Annotated in this window: 17 protein-coding genes; 16 read left to right on the top strand and 1 reads right to left on the bottom strand. The window is 38.7% G+C overall.

The features are described from left to right. The first annotated feature begins 480 nt into the window (after window positions 1–480). Window positions 481–2,073, top strand: coding sequence for a CTP synthase (pyrG, locus tag LS41612_RS20150; RefSeq protein ID WP_024362878.1), 1,593 nt, complete (start codon window positions 481–483; stop codon window positions 2,071–2,073). Window positions 2,074–2,148: 75 nt separating this feature from the next. Here the strand turns inward: pyrG and LS41612_RS20145 are convergent, their stop codons facing one another. Further along, entirely contained in the window at window positions 2,149–2,676 is a 528-nt protein-coding gene (locus tag LS41612_RS20145) for a DUF2529 family protein (protein WP_024362879.1), read from the bottom strand. Between the two features lie 156 nt (window positions 2,677–2,832). On the opposite strand from LS41612_RS20145, the gene LS41612_RS20140 reads away from it, so the two are divergent. The 15 genes from LS41612_RS20140 to LS41612_RS20070 all read left to right on the top strand — a co-directional run bounded on the left by LS41612_RS20140 (window position 2,833) and on the right by LS41612_RS20070 (window position 17,133). Continuing rightward, window positions 2,833–3,192 carry a response regulator gene (locus LS41612_RS20140; RefSeq protein WP_024362880.1) on the top strand — a complete coding sequence of 120 codons (360 nt, stop codon included), beginning with the start codon at window positions 2,833–2,835 and terminating at the stop codon, window positions 3,190–3,192. 511 nt (window positions 3,193–3,703) lie between these two features. After that, window positions 3,704–4,558, top strand: coding sequence for a class II fructose-bisphosphate aldolase (locus LS41612_RS20135; RefSeq protein WP_024362881.1), 855 nt, complete (start codon window positions 3,704–3,706; stop codon window positions 4,556–4,558). Between the two features lie 151 nt (window positions 4,559–4,709). Continuing rightward, window positions 4,710–5,360 (top strand): fructose-6-phosphate aldolase, encoded by a 651-nt coding sequence (fsa, locus tag LS41612_RS20130; protein ID WP_024362882.1) that lies wholly within the window; start codon window positions 4,710–4,712, stop codon window positions 5,358–5,360. Window positions 5,361–5,420: 60 nt separating this feature from the next. After that, complete coding sequence (gene murA / locus LS41612_RS20125; protein WP_024362883.1) at window positions 5,421–6,707, top strand: UDP-N-acetylglucosamine 1-carboxyvinyltransferase; 1,287 nt, start codon at window positions 5,421–5,423, stop codon at window positions 6,705–6,707. Window positions 6,708–6,803: 96 nt separating this feature from the next. Then, window positions 6,804–7,760 carry a class II fructose-bisphosphatase gene (glpX, locus tag LS41612_RS20120; protein WP_024362884.1) on the top strand — a complete coding sequence of 319 codons (957 nt, stop codon included), beginning with the start codon at window positions 6,804–6,806 and terminating at the stop codon, window positions 7,758–7,760. A gap of 147 nt (window positions 7,761–7,907) precedes the next feature. Beyond that, the gene (gene rho / locus LS41612_RS20115; protein WP_024362885.1) at window positions 7,908–9,191 is read left to right on the top strand and encodes a transcription termination factor Rho; all 1,284 of its coding nucleotides are present in this window, start codon (window positions 7,908–7,910) and stop codon (window positions 9,189–9,191) included. 480 nt (window positions 9,192–9,671) lie between these two features. After that, window positions 9,672–9,875, top strand: coding sequence for a 50S ribosomal protein L31 (gene rpmE, locus LS41612_RS20110; protein ID WP_004269457.1), 204 nt, complete (start codon window positions 9,672–9,674; stop codon window positions 9,873–9,875). A gap of 247 nt (window positions 9,876–10,122) precedes the next feature. Continuing rightward, a complete protein-coding gene (locus tag LS41612_RS20105; RefSeq protein WP_024362886.1) occupies window positions 10,123–10,695 on the top strand; it encodes a thymidine kinase in 573 nt (190 codons plus the stop codon). Between the two features lie 266 nt (window positions 10,696–10,961). Beyond that, window positions 10,962–12,038, top strand: coding sequence for a peptide chain release factor 1 (gene prfA, locus LS41612_RS20100; RefSeq protein ID WP_024362887.1), 1,077 nt, complete (start codon window positions 10,962–10,964; stop codon window positions 12,036–12,038). After that, a complete protein-coding gene (gene prmC, locus LS41612_RS20095) occupies window positions 12,025–12,885 on the top strand; it encodes a peptide chain release factor N(5)-glutamine methyltransferase (protein ID WP_024362888.1) in 861 nt (286 codons plus the stop codon). Before prfA ends, prmC begins: the two co-directional genes overlap by 14 nt. A 44-nt stretch (window positions 12,886–12,929) precedes the next feature. Continuing rightward, complete coding sequence (locus LS41612_RS20090) at window positions 12,930–13,520, top strand: stage II sporulation protein R (protein ID WP_024362889.1); 591 nt, start codon at window positions 12,930–12,932, stop codon at window positions 13,518–13,520. 100 nt (window positions 13,521–13,620) lie between these two features. Next, window positions 13,621–14,655 (top strand): L-threonylcarbamoyladenylate synthase, encoded by a 1,035-nt coding sequence (locus tag LS41612_RS20085; protein ID WP_024362890.1) that lies wholly within the window; start codon window positions 13,621–13,623, stop codon window positions 14,653–14,655. Window positions 14,656–14,884: 229 nt separating this feature from the next. Then, the gene (locus tag LS41612_RS20080; protein WP_024362891.1) at window positions 14,885–15,382 is read left to right on the top strand and encodes a manganese efflux pump MntP; all 498 of its coding nucleotides are present in this window, start codon (window positions 14,885–14,887) and stop codon (window positions 15,380–15,382) included. 18 nt (window positions 15,383–15,400) lie between these two features. Beyond that, entirely contained in the window at window positions 15,401–15,841 is a 441-nt protein-coding gene (locus LS41612_RS20075) for a low molecular weight protein arginine phosphatase (protein ID WP_024362892.1), read from the top strand. 8 nt (window positions 15,842–15,849) lie between these two features. Then, on the top strand, window positions 15,850–17,133 hold the full coding sequence (locus tag LS41612_RS20070) for a methyl-accepting chemotaxis protein (protein WP_024362893.1): 1,284 nt from the start codon (window positions 15,850–15,852) through the stop codon (window positions 17,131–17,133). The last annotated feature ends 127 nt before the right edge of the window (window positions 17,134–17,260 follow it).

The raw sequence follows: 17,260 nt of genomic DNA, 5'->3' as shown, positions 1-17,260 counted from the left end.
AGCAGGTTTGAATAAATCTGGACGCATACGCCGAGAGAGTAATTGATCAATATTCAGTCAAGCACTCCCATACGTATAGATAAGGATAGCAAGCTATATGTTGCAGAACATTCTTTCTGTATAGTAAATCGGTGACTGAGAATATGTTAGTGCTTCTAGTGGAGGGATAATGAAATTGCTCACAAGAGAGGAATGCAAAATCACTTTACGATGAAGGACAATGTAGAAAAGGAAAGTAAAAAAGAGATAGAAACGATTACAGCTTCGAATTGACTGCATCTTATGTAGGCATTCTCGGCTTTTCTTATTTTAGGGATAGGAAAGCATAGATGTTTCTTATTCAGGTCCATACAACGGTGTTGAACGTTTACATTACCTTCCTGCAATTAGGCGAATCGGTAAACATAAGTGACACATTGGATGGACGCAATATACTTTTTTTACTAACAAGATCTAGAACAACATAAGGAGGAATTTTTCATGACAAAGTATATTTTTGTAACAGGTGGGGTAGTGTCATCACTTGGAAAAGGGATTGTTGCAGCATCTCTAGGACGTTTATTAAAAAACCGTGGGTTAGAAGTTACAATTCAAAAATTTGACCCATATATCAATATCGACCCAGGTACAATGAGTCCTTATCAACATGGTGAGGTATTTGTAACAGATGATGGTGCAGAGGCTGACTTAGACTTAGGTCACTATGAACGCTTCATTGACATTAACCTAGGAAAACATTCAACTGTGACATCTGGTCGCGTTTATCAATCTGTTTTACAAAAAGAACGTCGTGGTGATTACAACGGTGGAACAGTCCAAGTAATTCCTCATATTACAAATGAAATTAAAGATCGTATCCAACGCGCTGGACGTGAAACAAACGCAGATGTTGTTATTACAGAGGTTGGGGGAACGGTAGGCGATATTGAATCACTACCATTCCTAGAAGCCATTCGTCAAATGAAAACAAACTTAGGTCATAACAATGTCATGTATGTACACTGTACACTAATTCCTTACATTAAAGCTGCTGGTGAATTAAAAACAAAACCAACGCAACATTCTGTTAAAGAATTACGTTCTTTAGGGATTCAACCAAATATTATCGTTGTGCGTACAGAACAAGAAGTACCACAAGATATGAAAGAAAAACTAGCATTGTTCTGTGACGTACAACCTCATGAAATTATTGAATCTCGTGATGCAGAGCACTTATATGAAGTACCTTTAAATCTCCATGCACAAGATTTCGATGATATCGTGCTTGATCATTTCGGCATTAAAGCGCCAGAGGCAGATATGGAAGAATGGCGTGACCTTGTGGCAAAAGTGAAGAGCTTACCAAATAAACGCAGAGTGGCATTAGTAGGGAAATATGTTGAGCTACAAGATGCTTATATTTCAGTAGTAGAAGCGTTAAAACATGCAGGTTATGCGTTTAACTCTGATATTGATATTGATTGGATTAATGCAGAGCATGTAGATGCTGATAATGTTGTATCGTTACTTAAAGGTGCAGATGCTATTTTAGTTCCTGGTGGCTTTGGTGATCGCGGGGTTGAGGGCAAAATTTTAGCTACGCAATATGCTCGTGAGAATAATGTACCATTCTTAGGAATTTGCTTAGGTATGCAATTAGCAACAATTGAATTTGCTCGTAACGTACTAGGCTTAAAAGGAGCACATTCTACAGAGCTTGATGCAGAAACACAATATCCTATTATTGATTTCCTACCAGATCAAAACGATAGCGTAGATATTGGTGGAACATTACGTTTAGGTTTATATCCATGTAAGTTAAAAGAAGGCTCAAAAGCAAGTGATGCTTATGGCAAAGAGCTTGTCTATGAACGTCACCGTCATCGTTATGAATTTAACAATGAATACCGTGAAGCAATGGAAGCAGAAGGTCTTGTGTTCTCAGGAACAAGCCCAGATGGAAAATTAGTGGAAATCATTGAACTACCAGAAAACAATTTCTTTGTAGCATGCCAATTCCACCCAGAGTTCGTGTCACGTCCAAACCGTCCACAACCATTATTCCGTGATTTCATTGGTGCAACATTTAAATAATACTAAAAAGGATGTCTCGTTATGACGAGACATCCTTTTGTTTATAGCTTTTTTGTGTGCATATTTAAGAAACGATTATAGTTCCTCATCCAAGCCAAGCATTTCATCATAAATTACTTTAACAGCTTCATAAATGAACAGTGCAGCTATTGCATGCGGTACAACAATACGCTCACCTAAATCATTAGGCATTAAACCACCGCGCATACGAGTAGAGATATATGTATACGCTAAATCGGCTAATGGATTTTCGTTATTTGCTACTTCACTCGCCACTGCTGCAAATGGTATAAATTGAGCACTCAATTTTTGTGCTAAGGCTAATGCTTCCTGATCATGTGCACTGCGTGTAAAAATACAGATGCGATCTGCTTCGCTAACGACTGTATGCTCGGTCCAAGGGAGTAGCTTAGAAAAACGCTCAACACCCTGAAGTGCATTTAATTCGACAACTTGCATTTCACCAAAGCAAGCAAAATAGACATTGCCTTCGCCTATCGCAGCTTGTGCAAGTAATCGTGCTGTTTCTTCAATAGCTTCTTCTTCATTTTGTGTTATTCTTTGTAATAATCCGCTCAACTGTGTTGTTAGAATTTTTGACATGATTCCACCTCAATCAATATTATATGGATGTGTGAAGCATAAAGCAAAAGAGTAGATAATTTATAATACTAGAAGGTATTAAGCTGTAAAAGGAGAATATTACATATATAGATCTTTTTGTGCAAGAATAATAATTCAAAAAGGGCGGAATGCAATGTGAAACGATTACTAATTGTTGATGATCAGCAGGGAATTCGTTTGCTATTAAATGAAGTATTAAAAAAAGAAGGTTACGTTACATATTTAGCAGCGAATGGCGCTGAGGCACTACGTTATGCAGAGGAAGAATCGATAGACTGTGTATTGCTAGACATGAAGATTCCTGGCATGGATGGCATAGAAATTTTAAAGCGTTTAAAAGAGAAATGGCCTGAATTACCTGTCTTTATGATGACAGCATACGGTGAATTAGATGTTGTTCAGGAGGCGTTGGAATTAGGGGCAATTCGATATTTTACGAAGCCATTTGATATTTTTGAAGTGCGTGACGAAGTAAATAAAACGTTAAAAACATAGTTAAGCAGGCAGTGGCAAACACCGCCTGTTTTTTTATACATAGGTGTTATTTGTTGCGCATGCTAGTGCTGTTGATGTGTGCTACAACGGACGCTTTCCGCGGGCACACACGTAAGCCGCAACACTCGCTAACGCGCAGAATGCCCGCGTCTTACGTTGTGTGCGTTCCCGCAGAAGCCGACGTCTCCGCTACCATCAACTCAGACTAACTGCTACGTTACTCTCCACTTTCGGTGCAAAAATAGTAGCCCCTGAAATTTCTTTTCAGAGGCTTATAGAAAAAAAGTGCCCCTGTCGCTGCGTTGCACTTCGCTATCGGGGCAAAAATAGTAGCCCCTGAAATTTCTTTTCAGAGGCTTATAGAAAAAAAGTGCCCCTGTCGCTGCGTTGCACTTCGCTATCGGGGCAAAAATATAAGCCCCTGAAATTTCTTTTCAGGGGCTTATATTTTTGCTATGATTGAATAGCACAATTATGTATAAAGAATGGTCCTAAAAGGAGGATTTTTAGTATGGCGTTAGTATCTATGAAAGAGATGTTAATTAAAGCAAAGGCAGAAGGTTATGCAGTTGGTCAATTCAACATCAACAACCTTGAATGGACGCAAGCAATTTTACAAGCAGCAGAAGAAGAAAAATCACCGGTTATCCTTGGCGTATCTGAGGGCGCAGGTAAATATATGGGCGGATTTATTTCAGTTGTACACATGGTAAAAGGTTTAATGGAATCTTATGGTACGACAGTGCCAGTAGCTATTCACCTTGACCATGGTTCAAGCTTTGAAAAATGTAAAGAAGCGATTGATGCAGGATTTACTTCTGTTATGATTGATGCATCACATCATCCTTTCGAAGAAAATATTGCAATTACTTCAAAAGTAGTTGAATATGCACATGCGAAAGGCGTTTCTGTAGAAGCTGAGCTTGGAACAGTTGGCGGAGACGAAGATGGCGTAATTGGTGGTATTATGTACGCTGATCCAGAAGAGTGCCGTAAAATGGTTGAATTAACAGATATTGATTGCTTAGCACCAGCGCTTGGCTCTGTTCATGGTCCATACAAAGGTGAACCAAACTTAGGTTTCAAAGAAATGGAAGAAATCTCTAAATTAGCAGATCTTCCTTTAGTATTACATGGTGGTACAGGTATTCCAACAAAAGATATTCAACGTTCCATTTCATTAGGTACCGCTAAAATTAACGTGAATACTGAAAATCAAATCGCTGCGACTAAAGTGATTCGTGAAATCCTTGACAACGATAAAGTTGTTTACGATCCACGTAAATTCCTAGCACCAGCACGTGAAGCAATTAAAACAACAGTTATCGGTAAAATCCGTGAATTTGGTAGTGCACAAAAAGCATAATTTTTGCTTCACATATGGTACAAAAGCATAGATGAATACACATAATAAGAGAAGTGTTGATGCTAGCAATCGACCTTCTCTTGTTTTTGAAATCATAACTTTTTTGAAAAAAATTAATAATATAAATAAATAGGGTTAGGGAGGAAATATTATGAAATTTTTTATTGATACAGCAAACTTTGATGAAATTAAAGAAGCACACGCATGGGGCATTTTATCAGGCGTTACAACAAACCCATCATTAGTGGCAAAAGAGGAGAACGTATCTTTCCATGATCGTCTACGTGAAATTGCCGAGCTAGTTGATGGCTCAGTAAGTGGAGAAGTTATTGCATTAGATGCTGAAGGTATGATTAAAGAAGGTCTAGAATTAGCGGCTATTGCACCGAATATTACAGTGAAATTACCAATGACACCCGCTGGTTTAGAAGCGTGTCGCTTCTTTGCAAACAAAGGCATTAAAACAAACGTAACACTTATTTTCAGTGCCAACCAAGCATTAATGGCTGCGCGTGCAGGTGCTACATATGTATCACCATTTATCGGCCGTTTAGATGATATTGGTCAAAATGGTGTTGAACTTATCGAAACAATTTCAGATATTTTCACAATCCATAATATCGAAACACAAATTATTGCTGCTTCTATTCGTCACCCGCAACATGTAACGGCAGCAGCTCTTGCTGGCGCACATATTTCAACAACTCCTTTCAAAGTGTTAAAACAACTTTTCCACCATCCATTAACGGAAAAAGGAATTGAAGGATTTTTAGCGGATTGGAATAAGCGAAAAGGTGAATAATAAGATTATAAAGTGAGTCAAATGCAAAAATTACTTTCCAATCATGAGGGAGAACGCGAAATGGATGTTTATAAAATTACAGGCGAAAATCGTCTAAAGGGTACAATTAAAGTTAGTGGTGCAAAAAATAGTGCAGTCGCCTTAATTCCAGCATCAATTTTGGCGAACTCTCCAGTGACAATTGGAGGGATTCCCGAAATTTCAGATGCTTGGACTTTAAAAGCCTTGTTAGAAGAGATTGGTGGAGAAGTGCAATTTGAGGATGGCAAAATGATTATTGATCCATCCGATATGGTTGCACTACCGTTGCCAAATGGTAATGTAAAAAAACTCCGCGCCTCTTATTATTTAATGGGTGCCATGCTTGGTCGCTTTAAAAAGGCTGTCATCGGTTTGCCGGGTGGCTGTTTCTTAGGGCCGCGTCCAATCGATCAACACATTAAAGGGTTTGAAGCCCTTGGCGCTAAAATTACTAACGAGCATGGTGCGATTTATTTGCGTGCTGAAGAATTAATCGGCGCTAAAATTTATTTAGACGTCGCAAGCGTTGGTGCAACAATCAATATTATGCTTGCTGCGGTACGTGCAAAGGGACGTACAGTTATTGAAAATGCCGCAAAAGAACCTGAAATAATTGACGTAGCCACACTCCTGACGAATATGGGTGCCAATATTAAAGGTGCGGGTACAAGTGTTATTCGCATTGAAGGTGTTGAGGAACTGCATGGAACGGAACATACAATTATTCCAGACCGTATTGAAGCCGCTACATTTATGATAATGGCAGCAGCAGTTGGCGACGGCATTACGATAGATAATGTCATTCCATTGCATTTAGAGGCAATTACAGCAAAGCTTCGTGAAATGGGCGTCAAGATTGACATAGACGAGGAAAGTATTTTTGTTCCTAAAACAGACCTATCTACATTGCAAGCGGTTGACGTCAAAACGATAGTTTATCCTGGGTTCCCTACGGATATTCAGCAACCACTTTCTGTGTTAATGACGCAAGCTCTTGGCTCTTCAAAGATCACAGATACCATTTATACGGCTCGTTTTAAGCATATTGATGAACTACGTCGTATGAATGCCAACGCACGTGTAGAAGGAAATACAGCGATAATTACTGGTCCAAGTAAATTACATGGCTCAAGTGTCACTGCGACAGACCTTCGCGCAGGTGCAGCATTAGTTCTAGCTGGCTTATTAGCTGAAGGTGAAACTGAAATTCATGATATCTATCATATTGAACGTGGCTATAGCTCACTTATTGAAAAATTACGTGACTTAGGCGCAGATATTCGACGTGAAACAATTATGGTTAGCGTTGCAGAGGCAAAGGAGTAATGTAAGGTAAAAGTTTTGAGCCAATTATGTTACAATAAAGGTAATTTGAATGTTTCGGTAAAATAAAACATGCCGATAACGGGAGGCAAAACAACAATGGAACGCAGTTTATCGATGGAAGTAGTACGAGTAACAGAGGCAGCAGCAATCGCATCCGGGAAATGGATGGGTCGCGGTTTGAAAATTGAGGCAGATGATGCAGCAACGACAGCAATGCGCTCAATGTTCGATACGATTCCAATGCATGCTACAGTAGTAATTGGGGAAGGCGAAATGGACGAAGCACCAATGCTTTATATTGGTGAGGAGCTTGGTCTTCGTAATGGCGGTCCCAAAGTAGATATAGCAGTCGATCCTTTAGAAGGTACTAATATAGTGGCAAAAGGTACAAACGGTGCTATGACTGTATTAGCAATTGCTGATAAAGGTAATCTATTAAATGCACCAGATATGTACATGGAGAAAATTGCTGTAGGACCAGAAGCGGCAGGAAAAGTTGATATTAACGCCTCTGTTACTTATAATTTATTACAAGTAGCAAAAGCAAAAAATAAAGATATTTCAGATGTAGTAGCTACTCTATTAGATCGCCCACGCCATCAAGCGATAGTAGATGAGATTCGTGAAGCGGGAGCTCGTATTAAATTTATTCAAGATGGTGATGTGGGAGCAGCGATTAACACTGCCTTTGATGAAACAGGCATCGACATTATGTTTGGTATGGGCGGTGCACCTGAGGGTGTTATATCGGCTGTTGCATTAAAATGCCTTGGCGGAGACTTCCAGGCTAAATTAGTGCCAGAAGATGAAGAACAGTTAGAACGCTGTAAACAAATGGGCGTAGATGTAGATAAAGTTCTTTACTTAGATGATTTAGTAAAAGGTGACGATGCAATTTTTGCAGCAACCGCTGTTACAGATTGTGAGCTATTAAAAGGTGTGCAGTACAAAGGTGCTTATGCTTTAACGCATTCAGTCGTTATGCGAGCGAAGTCAGGTACTGTGCGTTTTGTAGAAGGTCGTCACGCTCTTGATAAAAAACCTAGCTATTAATAATATTTTCTTCTAAAATATACCTAGTGCAACTATTTGCACTAGGTACCTTCTTCTTCATTTAAACCATCCCATAGTTTTACTTTAAAACTTCTATGTTTACCCCAATACATGCATTATATTTTGAAAAAGACTGGAGTTGTGCATATGTCTACATTGACAATCGCTCAATTAGAAAACATGACGTTAAAGGAGCTTTACGCCCTCGCACGCCAATACAAAATTTCGTATTATAGCAAACTAACGAAAAAGGAATTAATTTTTGCTATTTTGAAAACGCGTTCAGAGCAAGAGGGTTATTTCTTTATGGAAGGGGTACTTGAGATTGTATCGCAAGAGGGCTTTGGCTTCCTTCGACCAATTAATTACTCACCAAGTAAAGAGGATATTTATATTTCTGCTTCTCAAATACGTCGTTTTGATCTTCGTAATGGGGATAAAGTGTCTGGTAAAGTGCGTCCCCCTAAAGAAAATGAACGTTACTATGGATTACTACAGGTGGATGCTGTAAATGGAGAAGATCCTGAAGTGGCAAAAGAACGTGTTCACTTCCCAGCATTGACGCCGTTATATCCTGATCGCCAAATCAAGCTTGAAACTACACAGCGCAATCTATCGACTCGAATTATGGATTTAGTAGCGCCAGTAGGATTTGGTCAACGTGGATTAATCGTTGCGCCACCAAAGGCTGGTAAAACATCATTATTAAAAGAAATTGCTAACGCTATTACAACAAATCATCCAGAGGCAGAGTTAATCGTATTACTGATCGATGAACGTCCTGAGGAAGTAACGGATATTGAGCGTTCTGTAAATGCGGATGTCGTAAGTTCTACTTTCGATGAAGTTCCGGAAAATCATGTGAAGGTAGCAGAAATTGTGTTAGAACGTGCACGCCGCTTAGTAGAGCATAAACGTGATGTGATTATTTTAATGGACTCCATTACACGTCTTGCTCGTGCATACAACTTAGTTATTCCGCCAAGTGGTCGTACGCTGTCAGGTGGTATCGATCCTGCGGCCTTCCATAGACCAAAACGATTCTTCGGTTCTGCTCGTAATATTGAAGAAGGTGGTAGCTTAACAATTTTAGCTACAGCTTTAGTAGATACAGGTTCACGTATGGACGAAGTTATTTATGAAGAGTTTAAAGGGACGGGTAACTTAGAGTTGCACTTAGATCGTCAATTAGCAGAGCGTCGTATTTTCCCTGCGCTTGATATTCGTCGTTCAGGTACACGTAAGGAAGAATTGCTTCTTGAGCCAGAACAACTTGAAAAACTATGGGCAATCCGAAAAACATTTTCAGATGCGCCAGATTTTGCAGAGCGTTTCTTGAAAAAGCTACGCACAACAAAATCAAACGAAGAATTTTTCGAAAAGTTAAATGAAGATATGAAAAAAGCCACTAAAGGTAAAGGCCTACTTTAAGGTGCCAGTCACTCAAACAATTCTCAAACAATTTATCTACACTCGGAAACACCAGTAACGATTGTCGTTACTGGTGTTTTTTTACGGCTTCAATAAAAGTATAGCTAAAATGATAATCATTATCAATAAGTGTTTAAGAAGAACGTATTTCTTTTGGCTACGAAGTGAATACTACTTGAAGTAGAGCTTTTAAAAGAGCACAGAACATTAGATTTTATTGCATTCTAGTAAAGTAAGATTAATTGCGGGTGCATTTGCAGATGGCTTTTAGCGTTAAATAGTGCCAAGCTATTTTGCGAAGTTCGTGGGTAATGACATGAAAATAGTTTTCAATATTTTTTGCTTGAAAACAATAAAATAACTATGTTATACTTCAAAAGTATGCAACGTGTACATATGTAGCCGACATATTCGGGCTATGTAAGGTACAGTTCGAATTACTCTGTTCCAGATGGTTCAGGGCGAGAGGAGAAAACGAATATGAAACAAGGAATTCATCCAGACTACAAAGAAGCAACAGTAACTTGCTCTTGTGGTAACACTTTCAAAACTGGTTCAGTAAAAGAAAACATCGTTGTCGAGTTCTGCAACGAATGTCACCCATTCTATACTGGCCGTCAAAAATTCGCGTCTGCTGATGGTCGCGTGGATCGTTTCAACAAAAAATACGGTCTTAAAAACTAATGTTAGTTTAATACCTGCCAAGCATGTGCTTGGCAGGTATTTTTTTCAGTATTTAAAAAGTGCAAGCAATCATTGCGTCTTAGAGTATAGGTTTCTTTCGCAACGTTGCGGGCGTTTAATATATAACAGCAGTAGAGCGGATTTTGAAATTTTAAGCCAACCCACAGCTATAATCGTTCGGGCTTAAAGCTAATTGCTTAAATAATTCCTTTCAAAATCCAATGACAACAGGGAGGGAGAAAATACAATGGCACAGCTATACTATAAACATGGCGCGATGAATAGTGGCAAATCAATAGAAATCTTAAAAGTTGCCCATAACTATGAAGAACAGCAAAAGCCTGTCATGATCTTTACGTCAGGTCTTGATACACGTGATGAGGTTGGATTTGTTTCAAGTCGAGTAGGCTTAAGACAAGAGGCTATTCCAATTTATGAGGATACAAATATTTTTGAACTTGTAAAAAATAATGAAGTAAAGCCATACTGCGTGCTTGTAGATGAAGTGCAATTTTTAAAAAAGGCACATGTGCTACAATTAGCGAATATTGTGGATGAACTAGATATTCCTGTGATGGGCTTTGGCCTAAAGAATGATTTCCAAAATGAATTATTTGAGGGTAGTCAGTATATGCTTACATATGCAGATAAAATTGAAGAAATGAAAACGATTTGCTGGTTCTGCCATAAAAAAGCAACGATGAATTTACGTGTCGATGATAATGGTAAACCTGTGTATACAGGCGATCAAATAAAAATCGGAGGTAACGATTCTTACTATCCTGTTTGTCGAAAGTGCCACGCACATCCACCGCTTTAAAGTTGTGTTAACATGGAAGTGGACTATTGTTAATTTCATCGTATGGCTATCATGATTTTAAGCAATCCACCGAATAATTGTAGCATACACGCGGAATTTTCCTTATACTAAGTAAGGGAAATATTCCATGCATATAATTACGCCTAACGTAATCCGTAGCCGGAATAATTAACAAATAGAGGAAAATAGTGTTCGTCTCATTCACTTTAAAGAGAGGCGAACTTCTACTTGAATATAGATAAATGAACTAAATAGAGGTGAAGCCCATGTTTGATAGACTACAAGCAGTAGAGGATCGTTATGAAAGGCTAAATGAGCTTTTAAGTGATCCTGATATTGTAAACGACAGTAAAAAATTACGTGAATATTCAAAGGAACAATCGGATATTCAAGAGACAGTGGATGCTTATCGTGAATATAAAAGTGTTAAAGATCAACTAGTTGATACACGAGAAATGTTAGAGAATGAAAAAGATCCGGATATGCACGAGATGGTAAAAGAAGAATTCAACTCATTAAAAGAACAGCAAGAAGAGTTGGAAGAACGTCTTCGTGTTTTATTAATTCCGAAAGATCCGAATGACAATAAAAACGTTATTATGGAGATTCGTGGTGCAGCCGGCGGTGATGAGGCAAATATTTTCGCAGGTGACTTATTCCGTATGTATTCTCGCTATGCTGAAACACAAGGCTGGAAAATCGATATTATGGAAGCAACACCAAACCCAATGGGCGGCTACAAAGAAGTAATCTTTATGATTAACGGGCAAGGCGCTTATTCTAAATTTAAATTTGAAAATGGTGCACACCGTGTACAACGTGTACCAGCAACTGAATCACAAGGACGTATTCATACATCAACAGCGACAGTGGCTTGCTTACCGGAAGTTGAAGAAGTGGATGTTGAAATTCACGAAAAAGATATCCGTGTCGATACATTTGCATCTTCAGGCGCAGGTGGGCAATCGGTAAATACAACGATGTCAGCTGTTCGTATGACCCATTTACCAACAGGTGTTGTTGTATCCATGCAGGATGAACGTTCACAAATTAAAAACCGTGAAAAAGCGATGAAAATTCTTCGTGCACGTGTAGCAGATATGTATTTACAAGAAGCACAAAAAGAAATTGATGCAACACGTAAGTCAGCAGTAGGTTCGGGAGACCGTTCAGAGCGTATCCGCACATACAATTATCCACAAAACCGTGTCACAGATCATCGCATTGGCTTAACAATTCAAAAGCTAGATCAAATCGTTGAGGGTAGACTAGACGAAATTATTGATGCGCTAATCTTAGAAGAGCAAGCATCGAAGTTAGAGCGACTTAATGATGACCTATAAAAATGTAATGGAGGCCCTTGATTGGGCTTCTTCTTTTTTAGTGGATAATGGACGCGAAGAGACTGCTGCTCGTATTGTCATGCAGCATGTACTCGGCACAACGTATTCGGCTGTGATGTTACACTTGCAAGACACCTTAACCTTTGAGCAAAGTGAACGGTTTGAAAAATTGATTGAAGAGCATGCAAGTGGCCGACCTGTGCAGTATTGTATTGGTAGCGAAGAATTTTACGGACGTACATTTATAGTAGATGAGTCGGTGCTTATTCCGAGACCTGAAACCGAAGAATTAGTGCTGGCAACAACCAATCGAATTGGCCAATTATTTGAAAACAGAACGCTAAAGCTAGCAGATATAGGAACAGGTAGCGGTGCTATTGCCATTTCTATGAAGCTAGAATGTCCAGAATTAACAGTTGTAGCAACCGATGTATCTGTTGCGGCATTAGCTACTGCCCAAAAAAATGCACAATTACTAGCTGCGGATATTGATTTCCGTCTAGGCGATTTAACAGCACCTTTAGTTGGGGAAAAGTTTGATATTGTGTTATCGAACCCTCCATATATCGCCTTTGAAGAAGCGAAGGAGATGTCTAGCATTGTGTTGGAGCATGAACCGCATAGCGCTCTTTTTGCAGAAGAGGACGGGCTTGTGTTATATCGAAAACTAGCACAACAGCTTCCGGCCCTAATGAACAAGCCAGCTTTAATTGGACTGGAAATTGGTTATACACAGGGAGAGCAAGTAGCGGAATTTTTTAAAGAAAGTTTTCCACAGGCTAGTATTACCGTGGAAAAAGATATTAATGGAAAACCTCGTATGGTTTTTTGTGAAATTCATGTATAAAGATTATCCTTCTTGACCACAATGTTGAGCAAGGAGGGATTTTTATGTTAAACGAATACAAGATTGTTAGATTTCCAAAACAAAATAGTGTACTAGCCTTTGCTAGACTAGTAATCATTGCGATAGCTTTACAACTATGTATTTTATATATTCCATCATTAATAGGTTCTGCACAGCAAGCTATGAATCATCAACAAGAAAAAGATTTTCGTATAAGAGTTATAGCAAATAGCAATACAACGAATGATCAACTAGAAAAAGAGCAACTTGTAAAAGACTTAAAGCCTTATTTATTACAAGTAGGTGCTACTACAGATGTGGATAATGACAGCATTGCGACATTAAAAAAGAATATTGAAGCACAATTAAAAGAAAATTATCCACAATTGCATACACAAGTTGTACTTGGGGATAACTTATTTCCACCGAAAAGACAGGAAGCAATGTTTTACCCACAAAATATGTATCATTCAATTGTCGTGAAAATTGGTGATGCGCGTGGCGATAACTGGTGGTGCAGCATTTTCCCATCTATTTGTGAACCTGAACAAGAGGAAAAAAAGGAAGAAAAGAAAGAAGAAAAAGAACAAGTGACATTTTTTATTTGGGAATGGATTAAAGGAATTTTTGAGTAATTGTGCACAAATTCAGATAACTTATACACAATTATGGATAAGTTATAAACAAAATGTGGATAATTCAGAAAAAAACAACGATTGAAAGAAGGTTTTTCATATGGAAACCGTTTGCAAGATTGTGGACAGTAATGTGAATAGTCAAATAACTTATGCACAAGCTGTGGATATCTTAAATGCAGGAGAAGTTGTGGCATTTCCAACAGAAACGGTTTACGGTTTAGGGGCAGTGGCTACAAATGATGAAGCAGTCAAAAAAATTTTTAAGGCAAAAGGTCGACCATCCGATAACCCGCTTATAGTCCATATAGGAACGAAAGAGGAAGTTCACCTTTATATAGAACATATTTCTGAACTTGCAAAAAAATGTATGGATGTATTTTGGCCAGGGCCTCTGACACTGGTGATGCCAGTAAAACCAAATGCGCTAGCAGAAAGTGTGACAGCTGGCTTAAAAACAGTGGGTATTCGTATGCCTGATCATCCCGTTGCGTTAGCATTACTACAGCAAATACAAAAACCGCTAGCTGCACCAAGTGCGAATCGAAGCGGCAAACCAAGCCCAACAGAGGCGATACATGTAAAAGACGATTTAGAAGGGTACATACCGTATATTTTAGATGGTGGTCCAACAGGCATTGGCTTTGAATCAACCGTCCTTGATGTTACGCATGAACCACCCGTTATATTACGTCCAGGTGGCATTACAAAGGAAATGTTAGAGTCTGTAATCGGCCCAGTTATTCAACCGTCCAAAATAGAACAGACAATGGAAGAAACACCGAAAGCGCCAGGTATGAAGTACACGCATTATGCGCCCAATGCACCTGTCTACTTAATCGACTGTGATGACCAAAAAGTGCAACAAGCAATACAGCAACTTCAAGCACAGCAACATAAAGTAGCGCTTCTAGCACCTGCTAGCTTTGAGCATATTAAAACGGATTTTTATTTTTCAATCGGTGAAGCAGGTAGCAAAGAAGAGATGGGTGCGTCTTTATACCATGCGTTACGTGCTTGCGATAAAACAGAAGCTACCATTATATTAGCGACGACAACATCCACTGAAGGTGTAGGTGCCGCCATTATGAACAGACTCGAAAAAGCCGCGGGCGGTAAATGGTATACACGTTAACATTGGAATGCATCGAGACTCTACTGGCGATTGGTGAGAATTTCGTGGCGATGCGCCGAGTTTTCATCGCGACAAGCAAGAATTTACCAGAGATATCCACAAGTTTACCCGTAATATGAAAGCATCAAGGAAGTTCGTTCTTGATGCTTTTTTTGATATGGACATTATTGATAATACTGTATTTTCGAGCATAAAATGATAAAATATTATAAAGCGAAGGAGTGCATTCTTGCAGGGGATTCTTGCAGGTATTTTAACGTCTGTAGATGTCATCGGGTTATTTGTATTAATTCCAAATGTTAGATATCGCTTGTTTTTGGCAGTGTGGACAGCCACGTTACATATGCTTTTTCCACTGCTCGGCTTTGAATTAGGAAGCTACTTAGTGCGTTTTTTGTTAGAATGGGGACAATGGATTTCAAGTATTTTATTATTTAGTATTGGCCTCCATTTACTGTTGTCTTCTCACAAAAATGAGAAAATAACCATTTCACCCGTTTTATTAGCTGTGACTGCTAGCCTAGATACCTTTTCAGTGAGTGTTTCTTTTGGTATGCTTAACTTAGAAAAAACAATTTTTATAATTAGTGCTGGATTGAGTGCTTTTATTTGTTCTTATGGGTCTTTAGTTTTAGCACGCAGAAGTCAGGTTTTTTTTGGAAATAAAATTCAAATAATTGCAGGCATTATTTTTATCATTATGAGTATCCTTGCAATTAAAAAATAAATAAGGAAGGTGATAAGTGTGAATATATTATTTGTATGTACTGGGAATACTTGTCGCAGTCCGATGGCAGAGGCCATTTTAAAACAGAAACAACTCGCCGATGTTAATGTTCGTTCAGCTGGAATTTATGCAATGCCGAACGCCGAAATGTCTGCACATGCACAGCAAGTTTTACATGAGGCGAATATAGCTCATAAGCATTTAGCTACACAACTATCCATAGCAGAAGTGGAGTGGGCCGATCTCGTTTTAACGATGACCACAGCACATAAAGATACCATCATTGCTAACTATCCACATACGGAAGAAAAAGTTTTTACATTGAAGGAATATACGAGTGAAGGAAGCTATGAAAATGTTGTAGATCCTTACGGTGGAAGTAAAGCAATTTATGAGGAAACCTTTGCAGAATTACAGGAACTAGTTGAACGATTAGTAAAAATACTTGAGAAGAATTGAGGGGCACTATGAAAAAACAGTTTGGCTTACGACTTAAACTAGTATTATTTGTAAGTATACTTGCACTAATCACATATAGTATAAGCTTTATCTTCATTGAATTTATACAACCTACTGTTTTCCCGGAAACCAATCGTAAGCTATTTGAAGTGATTACTTATTTATTAGGGATTACTTGGTCAGGTATTTTAGCTGCAATTTTCAGTGTTATTTTAATCAAGCCATTACAGCAGCTTGAATATTCTGCTACACGTGTTGCAGAAGGTAAAATTGGACAGGATGTAGTGATGCCGAAAACAAATGATGAGATTCGTTCAGTCGCTATAGCATTCCAACAAATGGTGTTAAATTTACGACATATGGTAGAAAGCATCGATCAAAACTTCCAACAAACAAATCAATCTATTATTAAGCTTTCCGATGAAACCGCTGTTGCTACAAAGAAAGCAGACGGTATTGCGGTGACAGTGAGACATATTTCCGAAGGCGCCGAAGCGTCAGCTACAGCAGTACAAGATACCGCAGAAGCAATTGAAGATGTGCGAGCATTAGCAACTGAAGTCAATACGAGAGCTGAACAGTCTGCAACACAATCGAAAGAGATTTTACATAATTTAACTAATACAACAAAAGCGATTGAAACGTTAGTCAACAGCATTCAACAAATTGCAGCAGGCAACAACGAAGCGTTAGAAAGTATTCGTACATTGGAAGACAATGCGGGACAAGTTGAACGGATTATTAGTTTAGTAGGGGATATTGCTGCACAAACTAATTTACTAGCGTTAAATGCCTCCATTGAAGCTGCTCGTGCAGGAGAACATGGAAAAGGCTTTGCGGTTGTAGCAGAAGAAGTTCGTGGCTTAGCGGATGAAAGTGCAAAAGCAGTACAAGGCATTACTTCTCTAATCCAATCCATGCAACAAAATGTTGAGATTGTCGTGAAGCAAATGAATCAACAGGTAGCATTTGCAACAAAAGAAGCAGCACGCGTATCAGAGACAACGACAGCTGTTGAAGGAATGTCCTCTAGTGTGCATGAAATGGCAAACGCAATTGTCGAGATTTCTTCATTAATAGAAAAACAAATGCACAATATCGAAACAACTGCTCGACAATCACAAGAAGTAGCAGCAATTGCACAAGAAACATCAGCAGGTGCTCAGGAAGTTAGCAGTGCAACAGAAGAACAAGCTTATGCAATCGAGCAGGTTGAACAACTTGCGCAAGATTTAAAAAAGCAATCTGAAGCGCTTCATAAAATGATTCAACAATTTGATAGACAAGCATAGAAAATTAGACTGTGGACAAGCTTAAAAAGCATGCCCACAGTTTTTTTATTTTATCTGGCATGGACGATAATGGGGTCTTTTGGAAAAGATATCAAAATAGTTTGTCCACCGTAATAGAAAAAACAGA

It is taken from the genome of Lysinibacillus sphaericus, assembly GCF_002982115.1.
Classification (GTDB): Bacteria; Bacillota; Bacilli; order Bacillales_A; family Planococcaceae; genus Lysinibacillus; species Lysinibacillus sphaericus.
The sequence above is the reverse complement of the archived record's forward strand: the minus strand, read 5'-3'. Positions and strand labels throughout refer to the sequence as shown.

Coding starts and splice junctions, on each gene's coding strand:
- LS41612_RS20070 (WP_024362893.1), top strand. CDS start 15,850: ATGAAAAAACAGTTTGGCTTACGACTTAAACTAGTATTATTTGTAAGT.
- LS41612_RS20105 (WP_024362886.1), top strand. CDS start 10,123: ATGGCACAGCTATACTATAAACATGGCGCGATGAATAGTGGCAAATCA.
- glpX (WP_024362884.1), top strand. CDS start 6,804: ATGGAACGCAGTTTATCGATGGAAGTAGTACGAGTAACAGAGGCAGCA.
- LS41612_RS20085 (WP_024362890.1), top strand. CDS start 13,621: ATGGAAACCGTTTGCAAGATTGTGGACAGTAATGTGAATAGTCAAATA.
- pyrG (WP_024362878.1), top strand. CDS start 481: ATGACAAAGTATATTTTTGTAACAGGTGGGGTAGTGTCATCACTTGGA.
- LS41612_RS20145 (WP_024362879.1), bottom strand. CDS start 2,676: ATGTCAAAAATTCTAACAACACAGTTGAGCGGATTATTACAAAGAATA.
- LS41612_RS20090 (WP_024362889.1), top strand. CDS start 12,930: ATGTTAAACGAATACAAGATTGTTAGATTTCCAAAACAAAATAGTGTA.
- prfA (WP_024362887.1), top strand. CDS start 10,962: ATGTTTGATAGACTACAAGCAGTAGAGGATCGTTATGAAAGGCTAAAT.
- rho (WP_024362885.1), top strand. CDS start 7,908: ATGTCTACATTGACAATCGCTCAATTAGAAAACATGACGTTAAAGGAG.
- prmC (WP_024362888.1), top strand. CDS start 12,025: ATGATGACCTATAAAAATGTAATGGAGGCCCTTGATTGGGCTTCTTCT.
- rpmE (WP_004269457.1), top strand. CDS start 9,672: ATGAAACAAGGAATTCATCCAGACTACAAAGAAGCAACAGTAACTTGC.
- fsa (WP_024362882.1), top strand. CDS start 4,710: ATGAAATTTTTTATTGATACAGCAAACTTTGATGAAATTAAAGAAGCA.
- murA (WP_024362883.1), top strand. CDS start 5,421: ATGGATGTTTATAAAATTACAGGCGAAAATCGTCTAAAGGGTACAATT.
- LS41612_RS20135 (WP_024362881.1), top strand. CDS start 3,704: ATGGCGTTAGTATCTATGAAAGAGATGTTAATTAAAGCAAAGGCAGAA.